The organism is Flavobacterium chryseum (genome assembly GCF_004362015.1).
GTDB lineage: Bacteria > Bacteroidota > Bacteroidia > Flavobacteriales > Flavobacteriaceae > Flavobacterium.
On sequence record NZ_SNWW01000007.1, the window covers coordinates 249408 to 265973 of the forward strand.

Genomic DNA, 16566 nt, shown 5'->3' on the forward strand with positions numbered 1-16566 from the left:
TCGTTTAAGGCTATTAGTTACGAGTTTAACTCAAATGTTACAACCTACCGGAATTTTAGTTATTATTTTTTATGCGTATTTACAGCAGCAGCCACAAAGTGTACAAAAATTGGATGTGGATTTGCTACGGTACTTTTATATTCAGGATGGTATTGTACACCAATGAAAAACGGGTGATTTTCTAACTCAATAATTTCTACCAAACCAGTATCAGGATTTACTCCAGAAGCTTTTAAACCGGCTTTTTGCAATTCATCTGCATATTTATTATTGTATTCGTAACGGTGACGGTGACGCTCTGAAATCGTTTTTTGACCGTAGATTTTATGTGCTAAAGTATCTGGCTTAATATCACATTTCCAAGCACCAAGACGCATCGTTCCACCTTTATCTGTAATTGTTTTTTGCGCTTCCATCAAATCTACTACCGGATGTTTTGTTTTTTCATTCATCTCAGTAGAATTCGCTTCTGCATAACCTAAAATATTTCGCGAATACTCAATTACAGACATTTGCATTCCTAAACAAATTCCGAAAAACGGAATATTATTTTCACGTGCAAAACGAACTGCTTCGATTTTTCCTTCAATACCTCTTTCTCCAAAACCAGGCGCAACTAAAACTCCGTCAAGAGGTCCTAATTTTTCTTCAACATTATCACTGGTAATATGTTCTGAATGTATTGAAATTACGTTAACTTTAGTTTCATTTGAAGCTCCTGCATGAATAAACGCCTCTAAAATAGATTTGTAACAATCCTGCATTTCTACATATTTCCCAATCAAACCAATATTTACGGTATGTTTTGGGTTTTTTAATCTGCGTAAAAAAGTATTCCAGTTTTTTAAATCCGGAGCTGCTTTTTTAGGTAAATCTAATTTTTTCAAAGCTACTACATCTAATCCTTCTTCAAGCATTAAATTAGGAACTTCGTATATTGTTGAAGCATCGATCGATTGAATAACAGCTTCTCTTTTTACATTACAAAATAAAGCCAGTTTATTACGCAATTCATCCGAAAGTTCATGCTCTGTTCTGCAAACTAAAATATCAGCTTTAATACCGCTTTCCATTAATGTTTTTACAGAGTGCTGTGTAGGTTTTGTTTTTAATTCACCTGCAGCAGCCAAAAATGGAACTAAAGTTAAATGAATAACAATTCCATTATTTTCTCCCAACTCCCAAACCAACTGACGAACAGATTCAATGTAAGGTAAAGATTCAATATCACCAACAGTTCCTCCAATTTCAGTAATTACAATATCATAATCGCCGGATTTACCCAACAATTGCATTCTGTCTTTAATTTCATTCGTAATATGAGGTACAACCTGAACCGTTTTTCCTAAAAATTCTCCTCTTCTTTCTTTCTCAATAACCGAAAGATAAACTCTTCCTGTAGTAACGTTATTAGCCTGAGAAGTAGGAACGTTCAGAAAACGTTCGTAGTGACCTAAATCTAAATCAGTTTCAGCACCATCATCTGTTACATAACACTCTCCATGCTCGTACGGGTTTAGTGTCCCCGGATCTACATTTATATATGGATCGAATTTTTGAATAGTTGTACGGTAACCTCTTCCTTGTAACAATTTTGCTAAAGATGCTGCGATAATTCCTTTTCCTAAAGAAGAAGTCACACCACCTGTAACAAAAATATATTTTGTTTGATTCATTCTGTTGTTGTTTGTATTGTAGTTGTGTAAAAAACTTGGCAAAAGTACAAATTTAATTGGACAATTTGAATATTAGACTTCTTAGATTTCCAGATTTTTAGATTGCTGGATTATTTGTTTTTTCATATCAAAAAGAAATCCCAATAAGTATTAAATTATCTTTATTCTTTAGCACATTTCAAACTATTATTGAGAAATTTTTATCCAATAATTTAAAATTCTAACAATATATAAAATCTAAGATATTGGCTTCGGATATTGCTTTTTAATATTACGAATCAATTCTTCCAATCCATTTAATTTTAGTTCGTAGATTAATTGTAATTGCTGCCCTAATTCTCCTTTTGGAAAACCTTTATTCTGATACCAAACCACATAATATTCGGGTAAATCAATTAAAAAACGTCCTTCGTATTTCCCGAAAGGCATTTTGGTATGAGCTAATTTTATGAGAAGTTTTTTGTCTTGTTCCATTTTTTAAAGAAAAAGAAGCAAGAGGAAAGAATATAGACTCATTCTTTTCTTCTTGCTTCTAATTGGTACAAAGCTATTCTAATTTTTTATTTTTTCGCCAAGGATTAAAAGATTTTCACAGATTAAGAACTTTGAACCTTTGTTCCTCGAATCTTTGAACCTTAAAAACCTTAGAACCTTAGTAGTGCCATCTCACGAAAGCTTCCATTGCAGCATAAGTAGCCAAGCCTAATTGCTGATATAAAGCAGCTGTTTCATGGTTTCTGTCTTCGGCTCTTTGCCAAAATTCTCTGGCATCAGTTCCCTGAAAAACAACACCGTCTTTTTGAGATTGATGTTTGAAAATTCCGTGACGTTTTGCCAAAACCTGATCAGGACTCATTGGTACCGCCATTTCAACTTCATCAATTCCCCATTCCTGCCAAGCTCCTCTGTATAACCAAAGCCAGCAATCATCCATAAATGGTTTTGGTTTTAAAGCTTTTACCGCTTCAAAAATAGCATCCAGACAAACTTTGTGCGTTCCGTGCGGATCAGCTAAATCTCCTGCTGCGTATATTTGGTGTGGTTTTATTTTTTCGATTAAATCAATCGTTAGCTGAATATCTTCTTGTCCAATTGGTTTTTTCTCAATTTTTCCGGTTTCATAAAACGGTAATTCCATAAAATGAATCTGGTCATCAGATAATCCAACGAAATGACTTGTAGCTCTCGCCTCTCCTTTTCTGATTAATCCTTTTATGTAACGCACTTCCGGAATATCAATTTCACTGTTCTTTTTATTAACTAAAAACGTTTGTGCTTTCTGATAAATGTTATCTGCTTCAGCACTTTTGATTCCGAATTTTTCATTGTAATCAATCACAAATCTTGCAAAACGCAACGCTTCATCATCTGCAACAGCAATATTTCCAGAAGTTTGATATGCGACGTGCACTTCGTGTCCTTGTTCCTGCAAACGCATAAAAGTTCCTCCCATACTGATGATATCGTCATCCGGATGCGGACTAAAAATCAATACTCGTTTTTTAGCTGGCTCTGCTCTTTCAGGACGGTTAGAATCGTCTGCATTTGGTTTTCCGCCTGGCCAGCCTGTAATTGTATTTTGAAGTTTATTGAATATTTTAATATTGATGTCGTACGCCGGACCAGAATCTGCTAATAAATCGCTCATTCCGTTTTCGATATAATCGGCATCGGTAAGCATTAAAATTGGCTTTTTAAGATCTAACGCTAATCCTAAAACTGCTTTTCTGATTAATTTATCAGACCAAATTACTTTTTCTACCAACCAGGGTCTGTTGATTCTCGTTAGTTTTGAAGAAGCTTCTTTATCTAAAACAAAAACCGCATTATTGTGCTCTTGCAAAAACGACGCAGGAATCTGATTCGTTACTTCATCTTCAACCGATTTTTTGATAATATTCGCTTTTCCTTCTCCCCAAGCCATCAAAATAACCTGTTTAGCTTCCATTATTTTTTTAACTCCAAGTGTAATTGCGGTTCTTGGCGTGTTGCTCAATCCAGAAAAATCCTTACTTGCAGCAACTCTCGTAATATGATCTAAAGCGACCAATCTGGTTTTAGAGTTTTGCAGCGAACCCGATTCGTTAAAACCAATATGTCCGTTTCCTCCAATTCCAAGAATCTGCAAATCAATTCCGCCCAAAGCTTCAATTTTAGCTTCATATTCATGGCAGTAATCTGCGATTTGTTCTTTGGTTAAAAGTCCGTCCGGAACATGTGCGTTTTCAGGTAAAATATCTACGTGATCAAACAGTAATTCTTTCATAAAACGAACATAACTGTTGATGGAGTTTGGTTCCATCGGATAATATTCATCCAGATTAAAACTGATTACGTTCTTAAAACTCAATCCTTCTTCTTTATGCAAACGCACTAATTCAGCATATAATCCTTTTGGAGAAGATCCTGTTGCCAAACCCAGAATACACGGTTGGTTTTCTTTTTGTTTTAACTGAATTAATGCTGCGATTTCTTTAGCAACTGCTTTAGAAGCACTAGATGAATTTTCGAAAACAACGGTATTAATGTTCTCAAATCGTTTTTCGAATCCTGTCGCCTTGTCTATTTTACTTTTTAACATAACTATATTTATTTTCTTTTATTTTCAATTTCCTGCTTTATCTCATCTTTTTAAAAGCAAATAATGCAATTAAACCATTAAAAATCAATACAATACAAAGATAAAGAATTTAAAATTACAATATAAAAACCTTCATTTTTCGTTAAACTAAAACTTAGCTAGTGATCGGTGCAAATGATAATTTTGTTTTTGCAATTATTTTGTAAATATATGCATTTTTTTTGCAATAAAAAGAAAATACGACTTAATAACATTTTCTTAACTGTGTGTTACATATCGTTAAATTGTAATATTTATAATGTTTGAAGTTAAATTCCACTATGCGTTTTTTTTGCAGGCATATTTTGCATTAAACAGAAAAAGCCATCAGTTTCCTGATGGCTTTTTCAATATTCTTAGTATTTAGTTACTTCCAGTTAAAAGTAATTCGTTTTTCGATTTCAGTATTTAAACTCAAAAAAACGGGACAAGTCATTCCGGCACGTTCTAAAATAGTCTTTGTCTTTTCATCTACATCACCTTTCATATCAAAAATAATTTCGATTGCACCAATTCTTCTTGGCTCGGCATTCATTATTTTAGTTACTTCAGCTGTCGAATCATTAATATTAACATTCAAATCACGGGCTTTAATTCCCATAATGGTCATCATGCAACTCGCTAAAGCATTGGCAACTGTATCTGTTGGAGAAAACGCTTCTCCTTTTCCGTTATTATCTAATGGTGCATCAGAAATGATTTCACTTCCTGATTGCACATGAATTGATTTTGTTCTTAAATCGCCTAAATAGGTTACTTTGGATGTCATTAATTTGCTACTTTTAAAGTTAAGTCTGAATCGTAATATAAAATGTAAACACCTTTATTAGCGTGTCCGCCATCTTCTTTTTTATAATACTGAAATTTATTATCAACTTGTTCCGTTGTTATTTCGTCTGTCGTTTCCTGATATGTTTTCCCCTGAACCAAACGCATCATGGTATCAAAAGTTACATCGAAACCACGAGTTGCATAAGTGTTAGGATTAACTTTGTTTTTTAATCTGTATTCTTTCTCAAAAATTAAAACAGGCTGTTCACCACTTTCTCGCGTTACAGACGGATACATTAATTTCAATTGTACTAAATTATCAAAATTAATTTCATCTGTATCAAGTGTACTGTTCGGTTCTAAAATCACCAACTGTACCTGACATGATCTTTGTGCATCTAATAAAGCTCTTATTGTCGTTTTAATCATAGCTGTATTACCGGTTTCCATCACGACATAATTCATTCGGTTTGGCAATAATAAACTTTTTAAATTCGCTACATCCAAACCTCCGGTTTCTGACAATGCAGCAAAAACAACTCCTTTTTGATTTTGTTTGATATAACTTATTACCGATTCTTTTTTCTTATCTACAACGGCAACAATGTTTCCGTTTTTAGCACGCATATAATCAAAAACAGCGTTTCTAACTACATCGTTTGTTGGTATCGACTGATATAAATTATCAATAGGATTTGCAGTATCTCTTGATAACGGCGATATCACAGGCACATTATATAAGCGTAATGAATTTGCCGCCACTTCAGCATTACTCTGATAAAATGGTCCGATAACAGCATTAGCATCCTGCAATTTGTTTTGAGAAATTAAACCTGTAACATTAGATGTGTTTTTAGTTTCCTGCGAATCATAAATAGCGACATCAATTGGCAATTTTAAGGCTTTCGCCGAATCTATAGCCATTAATGCACCTGAATAAAAATCAAGTGTCATATTCAAAAACTTATCTTTTTTTAATCGCGTCGCAATACTTGTAGTATCGTTTTGCATTTTAGCTATATTAAAAGGAAGCAATAAAACAACTTTTTTACGCTCGTTCAGTCCTCTCTTTTTGCTTAGCTCCACCACTTCAGGATCTGCAGAAACGGTTTCAGATTTTACTTTTTCAAGAACTTTAATAGATCCTCCACCTATATTTTCTATAGGTTTCTCGGTAGATTTTTCAGCTGTTTGCTGTGGCTGTTGTTGTGGAATAATTGGCACTGGCGCAACAAATCCGGACGGTACTTTTAGAACCATTCCCTCTTTTAATCCTTCAGAAAGTGACGGATTTAAAGCAGCCAATTCATCCTGAGTTAACTGAAATGTACGTGACAAACTATACAATGTTTCTTTCGGTTTTACCTGATAGTCCATATAAGTGGTCCCCTTTTTAACGGCTTCGTTTGTTTTTTTAGTTTCAACCGGTTTTTCTACAGTTGCTGCAACCGAAGTCGAAGCTTCTGTTTTAGGAGCCGTTCCTTTTATGGTCAATCTATATCCAATTGGTAAATTTGCCACTATATCTGGATTGCGTTTTTCTAAATCTTCAACAGTCGTTTTATATTCTTTTGCAATCGAATATTTTGTTTCTTTAGCCACAACATCGTGAAATACATATTTTTCAGAAGCTGTTGATTTTGCAGCTGTTGTTGTAGTTTTTACAGCTGATCCTTTGCTTGGAATAACAAGTGTCTGACCAATTTGCAATCCATTTTCAATTAAAAATGGATTAGCCACTTTTAGAGCTTCATCAGAAACACCATATTTTTTCTCAATTCCAAATAAGGTTTCTTTTGGCTGAACTTCATGTGTAGTTGCTTTTCCTGCTGCAGTATTTTTAACTGTTGCAACGTCTTTTTTTACTGCTTTGCCTGGTGTCGTTGGAATTAGCAAAACAGAATTTGGCACTAATCCGGCACGTGCATCAGGATTTAAAGAGTAAATATCATAAGGCGTAACCTTAAATTTCTCTGCAATCTGATTAACGGTTTCTCCACTTGAAACTTTATACTTTACGACTTTTTCCTGCGAAAAAGCTGCGCTTGTAATTAAAAAGACAAATGACAATAATGCTGAATAATATTTCATAATAAGGCTTAAACAATTAATTTTTTAATTCAAAAACAAGATACTAATTTTTGTCTAAGCAAGATTCAGTCCACTTGTTATTTTTTACTCCATTATTATCGAAGATCGATTTCTGCCTTAGCAATAATGATGTTTTTATATAACTCAACTTCTTCCTTTTTCTTGCATTGATATAAAACTTCTTCCATATTTTGGTACTTATCTGAGTACACATAATAAGAAAGGCTGTTTATATTAAAGAAAAAACTAGCATTAAAATCGCCTGAATCAATAAGTTCCATAATAAACTTATCTCGAGGCGCTGCATCGGTAAATATACCTAAAACTAAGTAATAGCCGTTTGAAACTTCTTTAAGATTATCATAAACTTCAATCTTAATATTTTTTTCGTTTTTAAGCGGATTTTCTTTGAGTTCGCGCTTCATTTCTTCTAAAGAAACAGCTTTAGAAACGACTTCTGAATTTCCTTTATTTTGATTTTTTATAGCTTCATCCTGATATTTTTTAAGTTTTATCAAAGCCACTTTATCATCAAATTTCCTGGCTTCCATACTATAATAAGAAGCTTTACTAATATGTCTTTTTATCTCAATTGTTTTTTGAGTATCGAGCGAATCAATTTTTGCAATCAAGAGTTGATTTTGAACGTCGCCTTGTTCCTGCTCTATTTTATAACGTTTTATTTCTTCTAACGAAAGACGTTGCTGCAATGAAGCAGGGCTGTTTTTCTTTTCGCTTTCGCGGACTTTTTTCTTGTATTCCTGATTTTCTTCGAGAGCAATTCGTTCTACTTTATTCATTAATCCGGCATACGCTTTTCGGTTTTCAGCCAGTTCTTTTTTCAATTGAGAAGATAATTCACTGGTTTTTTCGATACTTTCATACGATTGTTTTTCTAAACGTTTTGATTCGTCAACATTCAAAATATCCATTCTTTTTAAATCGACTAAATCATTATTCATCGTGTTTACCAATGAATCTAATTTTGCCATTAAAATATCCTGTACATTTTTATTCGCTTCTAAAACCAAACGCAGTTTTCCGACCGAGTTGTATTTAGAACCATTCATATCATTCAGATTCAATTGTAAATCATTAATTTTTATAATTTTCTGATTCATTTCTTTCTGAACAACCAATCTGTCTTTTAAATCTTCTAATTCAACCGTTTTGGCTTTTGTTTTTTCAACAATAACTTGTTTTTCGGCCAAAGCCAGCATTAGTTCTTCGCTATCGTTGGTTGGTTTTATTTCTTTTGTATTGATGGCTAATTTGTTACCAATAACTAATCCATTCACAATTTCCGGATTTTGAGATTCTAACTGGTCTATTGAGATAGCGTATTTTTTAGCAATCGAAAACTTAGTTTCTTTAGGTTCAACAACATGAAAAATAGTTTCTCCGTTGATGACGCGAACTCTTCCGTCTAAAGTTTTTCTTTTGTTTGGAATTGCAATTGTCTGACCAATTTGCAAACCGCCAAGAAGTAAATCTTTGTTTAAATTTTCTAAATCCTGTACCGAAACATTATATTGTCTGGCAATACTAAATAAAGATTCCTTAGCAACTACCTGATGTGTTGTTTTTGAAGAAGTTGTATTTTCTGTTTTTGGAAGATTTGAAGTATTTTGCGGAATAACTAATTCCTGACCAATCTGAAGTCCGTTAGCAAGAATTGTTGCATTTGCATTCTGAATAGCTTCAACAGAAACATTATATTGTTTTGATAAACCAAAAAGGGTTTCTTTTGCTCCAACAACATGAGTAATTTGTTGATTTGAATTTTGTTTTCCTCCAGTGTGAACAGGAATTTTAAGAACCTGATTATCTTTGATTCCGCTTTTCGATTCAGGATTGAGATTATAAATTTCATCTACAGAAACCTGATATTTTTGGGCAATAAAATAAGCGGTTTCTCCTTTTTGAATTCTGTATTCAATAATTGAATCTTGCGCAGTTATTTTGTTAAAAGACAAAACAAACACAAGAGAAATCGTTAAAAGTTCTCTCATAAATAGTAGGTTTAAAAATTAAGGCATTACAAATGTAATGCCTTAATTTGAAAAATAATACTATTCCCACTCAATTGTTGCAGGTGGTTTTGAACTTATATCGTAAACTACACGATTCACGCCTTTTACCTTATTGATAATGTCATTAGACACTTTCATTAAGAAGTCATAAGGTAAGTGAACCCAGTCAGCCGTCATCCCATCAGTCGATTCTACAGCTCTAAGTGCTACTACTTTTTCGTACGTACGTTCATCGCCCATCACACCAACAGAATTTACCGGAAGCAAAATTGCCCCAGCCTGCCAAACTTTGTCGTATAATCCCCAAGATTTTAATCCGTCGATAAAAACAGCATCAACATCTTGTAGAATCTGAACTTTCTCCGGAGTAATATCTCCTAAAATTCTAATTGATAATCCTGGTCCCGGGAAAGGGTGTCTTCCTAACAATTCAGGATCTATTCCTAAAGTAGCTCCAACTCTTCGAACTTCGTCTTTAAACAACATTCTAAGCGGTTCTACAATTTTTAATTTCATATAATCCGGCAATCCACCAACATTATGGTGCGATTTAATTGTTGCTGATGGTCCTTTTACCGAAACTGATTCGATAACGTCAGGGTAAATAGTTCCTTGAGCTAACCATTTTACGTCTTCGATCAAGTGTGATTCATCATCGAAAACTTCGATAAATACACGGCCAATTGTTTTACGTTTGGTTTCCGGATCGCTAATTCCGGCTAATTCGCCAAGAAAACGATCTCCGGCATCTACTCCTTTTACGTTTAAACCCATTCCTTTGTATTGATCTAATACATTTTGGAATTCGTTTTTACGAAGCAAACCGTTATTTACGAAAATACAGTATAAGTTTTTGCCAATTGCCTGGTGTAATAAAACCGCAGCCACAGTAGAATCTACTCCGCCAGAAAGTCCTAAAACCACTTTATCATTTCCTAATTTCTCTTTCAATTCTCCCACCATTTCTTCAACGAAAGCATTTGGTGTAAAGTTTTGAGGAACTTCGGCAATGTTTACTAAAAAGTTCTCCAGCATTTTTGATCCATCAGTAGAATGGAAAACTTCCGGGTGATATTGAATGGCATAAGTAGTTTCACCTTCAATTTTATAAGCTGCATATTCTACGTCATGCGTGCTGGCTAATTTTACCGCATTGGTTGGCAAAGCTTTGATACTGTCGCTATGACTCATCCAAACCTGACTGTTTTCAGAAACTCCATTAAAGAAAACTTCATTCTCTTTAATGTATGATAAATTAGCTCTACCATATTCTCTGGTGTTCGAAGCCGCTACTTCACCACCACTAAAGTGTGCTAAATATTGCGCTCCGTAACAAACTGCCAACATAGGTAGTTTGCCTCGAATTTGAGATAAATCAGGATGTGGAGCGTCTTCTGCACGAACAGAAAATGGGCTTCCGCCTAAAATTACGGCTTTATAAGGTGATAAATCACTAGGAAAGTGATTGTAAGGAAAAATTTCGCAGAATATATTTAATTCGCGAACTCTACGCGCAATAAGCTGTGTATATTGCGATCCGAAATCTAAAATAAGTACGTTGTGTTGCATGCGCAAAAATACTTTTTATATTCCAAAATGAAAAATCGGAACGATGAAAAAATATTTTTTTTTCATCGTTCCGATTTTTTAGGTACAAAGGTTCTGAGTTGCAAAGGTTCAAAGGTTTTAAAAAATTAAGTTTTTATTGTTCCTTTTATTCATTTCTTCGTTACTTTGAGCCTCTGAACCTGTGCCACTTTGAAACTCAAAACAAAAATCCAAATGTGGCAAAAAAACGTATTTAAGAAAAAACCATTTATATGAAATCAAAATTAATTGCCCTTACCCTTTTTTTATCATTATTTTTAACTTCTTGTGATGCTGTCGATGATTTGTTGTCTTTTACAATTTCAAATCAGGCATCGATCACAATACAAAGTACTTCACCTATTAATCTACCAACGGAAATTGTTACTCCGGATGTGACTACAAATTCATCATCTGAGTTTAAAAACAATAAGACTGAAGCTGGTTTGGTGAAAGATGTGAAATTAAAATCGCTTAAACTTTCGATTACAAATCCTGACGGAAAGACATTTGCATTTTTAAAATCAATTCACTTATACATTTCCACAACTGATTCTGATGAAATAGAATTGGCTTATCAGGATAATATCAATTCAACAAGCAACACGCTCGATTTAATTAGTACCGATGCCAGATTAGATCAATACATCAAAGCAGATAAATATAAACTTAGAACAAAAGTTACATTGAAAGAAACGCTTACACAAGATGTAACTGTAAAAGCAGATATGAATTTTAGGGTGACTGCGGATCCGTTCTAGTTAAAGTTAGTGAGTTACTAAGGTTCTAAGTTCTTTATTAGAATTAAAGAAAAACTAAGCAACTCAGAATCTTATTCACTTAGTTCCTTTTAAAAAAGGTCCAGAGGTAAACAAAGTGCAAAAACTTTGTTCCTTTGGACCTTTGTTGCTTTGTACCTTTTTTTATATGAACCTTTTTTACTAAATTTATAGAACTGAGTGAAATTCTAATTTCATTTAGAAATAAAACTGCCACAACCAAAACCAATATTATACCATTAAAAATTAGTAATGCTAAAAATAAAATTCGATGAGTAAAATAGTTGCAGAACAATTAGTTGACATGTTGGTAGAGGCTGGAGTAAAACGCGTATATGCTGTTACCGGCGATAGTTTAAATCATTTTAATGATGCAATACGCAGAAATGGAAAAATAAAATGGATTCATGTACGTCATGAAGAAGTTGGTGCGTACGCGGCGGCGGCCGAAGCCGAGTTAGACGGTTTTGCTGTTTGTGCCGGAAGTTGTGGTCCCGGACATGTTCATTTAATTAATGGTTTGTATGATGCACATAAATCACATGTGCCTTTATTAGCGATTGCATCTACCATTAATACAAGTGAAATGGGAATGGACTATTTTCAGGAAACCAATACCATTAAACTTTTCGACGATTGCAGCTACTATAATCAGATGATTATGACAGCCGAGCAAGCACCCCGAATTATACAAACGGCTATTCAACATGCTTTAGGCAAAAAAGGCGTTGCAGTTATTGGTTTACCGGGTGACGTTTCTGAATTAAAAGCGGTTGAAAGTAATATCTCGACTCAGTATTTTCATTGTAATCCTGTTATTCGGCCTTCTGATAATGAATTACAGCAATTAGCAAAAGCTATAAATGAAAGCACAAAAATAACGTTGTTCTGCGGAATTGGAGCTGAAAAAGCACACGATCAGGTCGTACAATTATCGCAGCACATTAAAGCTCCTGTAGGATATTCATTTAGAGGAAAAATGAGCATTCAACCCAACAATCCTAATGAAATAGGAATGACGGGATTACTTGGTCAACCTTCTGCTTATCACAGCATGCACGAATCACATCTGGTTCTTTTGTTAGGAACTGACTTTCCTTATGATAAATTCATGCCTACAGATAACAAAATTATTCAAATAGATACAAGCTCTGAACGTTTAGGACGAAGAGCCAATCTTTATATGGGTTTATGCGGTGATGTAGCCGATACTATCGATGCTTTGCTTCCATTATTAGAAACCAAAACAGATGATAGTTTTTTACAAGCGCAACTTAAACTCTACAGTGCTGTAAAAGAAAACATGAACACTTACATTGACGATAACGGCGGAGAAGACACGATTCAGCCAGAATATCTTGCTCATATAATCGATAAATTAGCTGACAAAAATGCCATTTTTACGGTAGACACAGGAATGACCTGCGTTTGGGGCGCCCGTTTTATAAAAGGAACAGGAGAACGAAAAATGCTGGGTTCTTTTAACCACGGATCGATGGCAAATGCAATGCCAATGGCTATTGGAGCAGCTCTCGCCCATCCTGAAAAACAAGTTATTGCCATGTGCGGCGACGGCGGTTTATCGATGTTATTGGGAGATTTGGCCACCATTAAACAATACAATATTCCGATTAAAATTATAGTTTTCAATAATCGCGCTTTAGGCATGGTAAAACTCGAAATGGAAGTGAATGGCCTACCAGATAATGAAACTGATATGGTGAATCCTGACTTTGGTTTGATTGCACAGGCAATGGGATTTCAGGGTGTAAACGTTCACAAACCTGAAGAAGTTGAAGGAGCAATTGAAAATGCTTTTCGCCACAATGGTCCCGTTTTATTGAATGTCTTTACCAACCCAAATGCACTCGCAATGCCGCCAAAAGTAGAATGGGAACAAGTTGATGGAATGGCAAAATCGATGACACGACTAATGCTTGGCGGAAAAATGGAAGAAGTTTTAGATACGATTAAATCAAATTATAAGCATTTGAAAGAGGGGTTATAAAAGATTAAAAGTTACAGAGGGACAAAGGTTCAGAGGTTTCAAAGCACAACTTTGTACTTCTGAACCTTTGTCGCTTTTACCTAAATCTACTCTTTCGTAGCCACAATCGACGCTTTAAAACCAGCGGCAAGATCATACCAATAATCACTCGCAATCAAATTACCCTGAGCATCATAAACCTGAATTTCGGCAGTATTTCCGCCTAAATCACCTAAATTTAAAGCTACAAAATCTAATTTATTAAAACCACTTACAAGATTAACTTTTATCTGCTTAAAATTACCATCCAATAGAATTTGAGTTGAAATAATTTTATCATTCGAATAAATTGCAACTAAATCACCGTCAACTACACCAAAATCACGGAGCTTTACAATAAAATAATCTGATTTTGTTTTGAAATCTCCAAGAGAAATATTTTTCTTCATTAATGGGCCTCTTCCCTCTTTTAATCCTTCTGCTTTTAAAGCTTTATTCAAATCTTTTTCCATTTTTGCTACATAACGATCGCCCGGATTGGCAAAATCAGTTTCTGTAGACATGGTGAATTTGCTTTTTTCTTCTCCTATCTGAAATTTAGATTTTGGAGTTATGCTGGTATTATCAAAAACATTGGGTGTTTTTATAGCCGGCATATCTAAATTGTCAGCTTGAGGATCTTTGACATCCTTTGCCGGGATTTTTTTAGGTTTTGAGCTAAATTTAGGTGCCGGAATACTCTTGTATTTAGTACTAAATTCAGTTTGGGCTGATACGGTTACAGCAGTAAAAAACAATATGAAAAATAAAAGGTGCTTCATTAAAAATAGTGTTATCGAATCGGCTTTTAAAATTTTTATAAAATCAACAGTAGCATAGCAAAAATAATATAATTTAAATAGGCTCTACAACTTTAAGAGTATTATAACAATATATTAGGCTAATTTTTGGAAAACAAAAAACCTGCCAAAAAATAAAAATTGTAAATTTAACTTATCACTTTTTGAAAGTCATTTTATGAATAGTGCCTAAAAAGAAAACCACTTCACTTTGATAATTAACAGCTTATTCATAACTTCAATATTTTAATTTATATTATTAAAAAACTTGTAAAATGGATTATATAGACTATTATAAAACATTGGATATCAATAAATCAGCAACCGAAGCTGAGATCAAAAAGGCATACCGAAAAGCAGCTCGAAAATATCATCCCGACCTAAATCCGAATGATAAGGAAGCTGAAAAAAAGTTCAAGGAAATAAACGAAGCAAATGAGGTTTTAAGTAATCCTGAAAATCGAAAAAAATACGATAAATACGGAAAAGACTGGAAACATGCCGATGAATTTGAAAAAGCCGGTTACGATCCGAATCAACAACGTTCAAGACAGCAAAGTAGTTCTGACTTTTCCGGTGGAGATTTTTCCGGTTTCCCGGGTGGAGATTTCTCTGATTTCTTTAATTCTATGTATGGTTCAAGAGGTGGCGGTAGAACACAATCGAAATACAGAGGTCAGGATTTTAATGCCGAATTGGAATTAGATTTAGCATCGGCATATACAACTCACAAACGAAATTTATCTGTAAATGGAAAAAATATCCGAATTACAATTCCGGCTGGTGTAGAAAACGGGCAGATTATAAAAATTTCCGGACATGGCGGAGCTGGTGCAAACGGCGGTCCGAATGGCGATTTATATCTAACATTTATAATCTCTAATAATCCTGATTTTAAACGAGAAGGAAATAATCTGTACGCTGATGTTGATATTGACTTATATACCGCAATTTTAGGAGGCGAAATTTATGTGAATACTTTTGATGGAAAAGTAAAAATAAAAGTTGCTGAAGAAACCCAAACCGGAACCAAAGTTAAATTGAAAGGAAAAGGATTTCCAATTTACAAAAAAGACAATCAATTTGGAGATTTATACATTACGTACAATATAAAAACGCCAACAAAACTGTCTCAAAAAGAAAAGGAATTATTTCAGGAATTATCTAAAATAAGAAATCATGAATAGTAAAAATTTAATTCAGATAAAACAATTTTGCCTGTATCACGAAATTGAAAATACCTTTATAACAGAGCTGAATAATTACGGTTTAGTCGAAATTATTGTTCAGGAAGAAGATGAATTTTTGCACACAAAACAATTACCAACAATCGAAAAAATGATTCGGCTGCATTATGATCTCAAAATAAATCTCGAAGGAATTGATGCTATAGCCCATTTATTGAATAAAATTGAGTTATTGCAACAAAATCTGACGGCAACTCAAAACAAACTTCGCCTTTTTGAACAACATCAAATTGAATAGCGGCGCGATGAGATCTTTTCAAAATATCACAAAAAAAGAAATATTTACAACATGATTTCAAAGAAATTTAGCTTCTTTCAGTTTCCGATTTTATAAATTGCAACAGAATTAACTAGCCGGATTTGTTTTAAAATCAATAAACAAATTTAAAAAAATATAAAAATGAAAAGAGAAAACATCTTAACAGGATCGCCTTGGGAGGACAAAATGGGATATTGTCGTGCCGTAAGAATTGGCAATATTATTGAAGTTTCGGGAACTGTGGCTATTGTTGATGGCGAAAAAGTAAAAGCCGATGATGCTTATGCTCAAACATATAATATTCTGGAACGTGTTGAAAAAGTCCTTCAGGATTTGAATGTTGGAATGAAAGACGTGATCAGAACACGAATTTTTACTACCGATATTTCAACTTTTGAAGATGTAGCAAGAGCGCATTCAGCCTTTTTTAAAGATGTAAAACCTACAACGGGTTTTTATGAAATCAGCAAACTTGTTGCTCCGGAATATTTAGTTGAAATTGAATTTACAGCAGTTATTCAAGGATAAAGGGTTTGCCACGAATTACACTAATTTTCACTAATTATTTTTTGCTGCAAACTATTAGTTTGTGAAAATTTGTGCAATTTGTGGTTAAAAACCTTCATTATTATTTACCATATATTAAAAGATTTAAAAGGATTTCTTTTTAAGTTTCT

Annotated in this window: 13 protein-coding genes; 5 read left to right on the plus strand and 8 right to left on the minus strand. The window is 33.9% G+C overall.

The genetic code is table 11. The annotated features are described in order from the left end of the window. Positions 1 to 62: 62 nt before the first annotated feature. The 7 genes from EV143_RS14960 to guaA form a co-directional block, all read right to left on the minus strand. A complete protein-coding gene (locus EV143_RS14960) occupies positions 63 to 1676 on the minus strand; it encodes a CTP synthase (protein ID WP_133508745.1) in 1614 nt (537 codons plus the stop codon). A gap of 237 nt (positions 1677 to 1913) precedes the next feature. Further along, positions 1914 to 2150 (minus strand): DUF3820 family protein, encoded by a 237-nt coding sequence (locus EV143_RS14965; protein ID WP_133508746.1) that lies wholly within the window; start codon positions 2148 to 2150, stop codon positions 1914 to 1916. A gap of 178 nt (positions 2151 to 2328) precedes the next feature. Further along, positions 2329 to 4257, minus strand: a complete 1929-nt coding sequence (gene nagB / locus EV143_RS14970; RefSeq protein WP_133508747.1) for a glucosamine-6-phosphate deaminase — start codon at positions 4255 to 4257, stop codon at positions 2329 to 2331. A gap of 406 nt (positions 4258 to 4663) precedes the next feature. Continuing rightward, positions 4664 to 5065, minus strand: a complete 402-nt coding sequence (locus EV143_RS14975; RefSeq protein WP_133508748.1) for an OsmC family protein — start codon at positions 5063 to 5065, stop codon at positions 4664 to 4666. After that, entirely contained in the window at positions 5065 to 7158 is a 2094-nt protein-coding gene (locus EV143_RS14980; protein WP_133508749.1) for a PBP1 and LysM peptidoglycan-binding domain-containing protein, read from the minus strand. Before EV143_RS14980 ends, EV143_RS14975 begins: the two co-directional genes overlap by 1 nt. A 95-nt stretch (positions 7159 to 7253) precedes the next feature. Beyond that, positions 7254 to 9170, minus strand: a complete 1917-nt coding sequence (locus EV143_RS14985; protein WP_133508750.1) for a LysM peptidoglycan-binding domain-containing protein — start codon at positions 9168 to 9170, stop codon at positions 7254 to 7256. A 60-nt stretch (positions 9171 to 9230) separates the two neighbouring features. Continuing rightward, positions 9231 to 10760 carry a glutamine-hydrolyzing GMP synthase gene (gene guaA, locus EV143_RS14990; protein WP_133508751.1) on the minus strand — a complete coding sequence of 510 codons (1530 nt, stop codon included), beginning with the start codon at positions 10758 to 10760 and terminating at the stop codon, positions 9231 to 9233. A gap of 251 nt (positions 10761 to 11011) precedes the next feature. Here guaA and EV143_RS14995 point away from each other — a divergent pair, with 251 nt between their 5' ends. Both EV143_RS14995 and EV143_RS15000 read left to right on the plus strand, forming a co-directional pair. Continuing rightward, the gene (locus tag EV143_RS14995; RefSeq protein ID WP_133508752.1) at positions 11012 to 11539 is read left to right on the plus strand and encodes a hypothetical protein; all 528 of its coding nucleotides are present in this window, start codon (positions 11012 to 11014) and stop codon (positions 11537 to 11539) included. A 289-nt stretch (positions 11540 to 11828) separates the two neighbouring features. Next, positions 11829 to 13565, plus strand: coding sequence for a thiamine pyrophosphate-dependent enzyme (locus EV143_RS15000; RefSeq protein ID WP_133508753.1), 1737 nt, complete (start codon positions 11829 to 11831; stop codon positions 13563 to 13565). 86 nt (positions 13566 to 13651) lie between these two features. Here the strand turns inward: EV143_RS15000 and EV143_RS15005 are convergent, their stop codons facing one another. Continuing rightward, the gene (locus EV143_RS15005; protein ID WP_133508754.1) at positions 13652 to 14365 is read right to left on the minus strand and encodes a hypothetical protein; all 714 of its coding nucleotides are present in this window, start codon (positions 14363 to 14365) and stop codon (positions 13652 to 13654) included. Positions 14366 to 14658: 293 nt separating this feature from the next. Here EV143_RS15005 and EV143_RS15010 point away from each other — a divergent pair, with 293 nt between their 5' ends. The 3 genes from EV143_RS15010 (at position 14659) to EV143_RS15020 (ending at position 16417) form a co-directional block, all read left to right on the plus strand. Beyond that, entirely contained in the window at positions 14659 to 15570 is a 912-nt protein-coding gene (locus tag EV143_RS15010) for a DnaJ C-terminal domain-containing protein (RefSeq protein ID WP_133508755.1), read from the plus strand. After that, a complete protein-coding gene (locus EV143_RS15015) occupies positions 15563 to 15868 on the plus strand; it encodes a chaperone modulator CbpM (RefSeq protein WP_133508756.1) in 306 nt (101 codons plus the stop codon). Before EV143_RS15010 ends, EV143_RS15015 begins: the two co-directional genes overlap by 8 nt. A gap of 162 nt (positions 15869 to 16030) precedes the next feature. Then, the gene (locus EV143_RS15020) at positions 16031 to 16417 is read left to right on the plus strand and encodes a RidA family protein (RefSeq protein ID WP_133508757.1); all 387 of its coding nucleotides are present in this window, start codon (positions 16031 to 16033) and stop codon (positions 16415 to 16417) included. The last annotated feature ends 149 nt before the right edge of the window (positions 16418 to 16566 follow it).

Bases quoted from the DNA above. Each gene is read 5' to 3' on its own strand.
- EV143_RS14960 (WP_133508745.1), bottom strand. From the start codon at position 1,676: ATGAATCAAACAAAATATATTTTTGTTACAGGTGGTGTGACTTCTTCT.
- EV143_RS14965 (WP_133508746.1), bottom strand. From the start codon at position 2,150: ATGGAACAAGACAAAAAACTTCTCATAAAATTAGCTCATACCAAAATG.
- nagB (WP_133508747.1), bottom strand. From the start codon at position 4,257: ATGTTAAAAAGTAAAATAGACAAGGCGACAGGATTCGAAAAACGATTT.
- EV143_RS14975 (WP_133508748.1), bottom strand. From the start codon at position 5,065: ATGACATCCAAAGTAACCTATTTAGGCGATTTAAGAACAAAATCAATT.
- EV143_RS14980 (WP_133508749.1), bottom strand. From the start codon at position 7,158: ATGAAATATTATTCAGCATTATTGTCATTTGTCTTTTTAATTACAAGC.
- EV143_RS14985 (WP_133508750.1), bottom strand. From the start codon at position 9,170: ATGAGAGAACTTTTAACGATTTCTCTTGTGTTTGTTTTGTCTTTTAAC.
- guaA (WP_133508751.1), bottom strand. From the start codon at position 10,760: ATGCAACACAACGTACTTATTTTAGATTTCGGATCGCAATATACACAG.
- EV143_RS14995 (WP_133508752.1), top strand. From the start codon at position 11,012: ATGAAATCAAAATTAATTGCCCTTACCCTTTTTTTATCATTATTTTTA.
- EV143_RS15000 (WP_133508753.1), top strand. From the start codon at position 11,829: ATGAGTAAAATAGTTGCAGAACAATTAGTTGACATGTTGGTAGAGGCT.
- EV143_RS15005 (WP_133508754.1), bottom strand. From the start codon at position 14,365: ATGAAGCACCTTTTATTTTTCATATTGTTTTTTACTGCTGTAACCGTA.
- EV143_RS15010 (WP_133508755.1), top strand. From the start codon at position 14,659: ATGGATTATATAGACTATTATAAAACATTGGATATCAATAAATCAGCA.
- EV143_RS15015 (WP_133508756.1), top strand. From the start codon at position 15,563: ATGAATAGTAAAAATTTAATTCAGATAAAACAATTTTGCCTGTATCAC.
- EV143_RS15020 (WP_133508757.1), top strand. From the start codon at position 16,031: ATGAAAAGAGAAAACATCTTAACAGGATCGCCTTGGGAGGACAAAATG.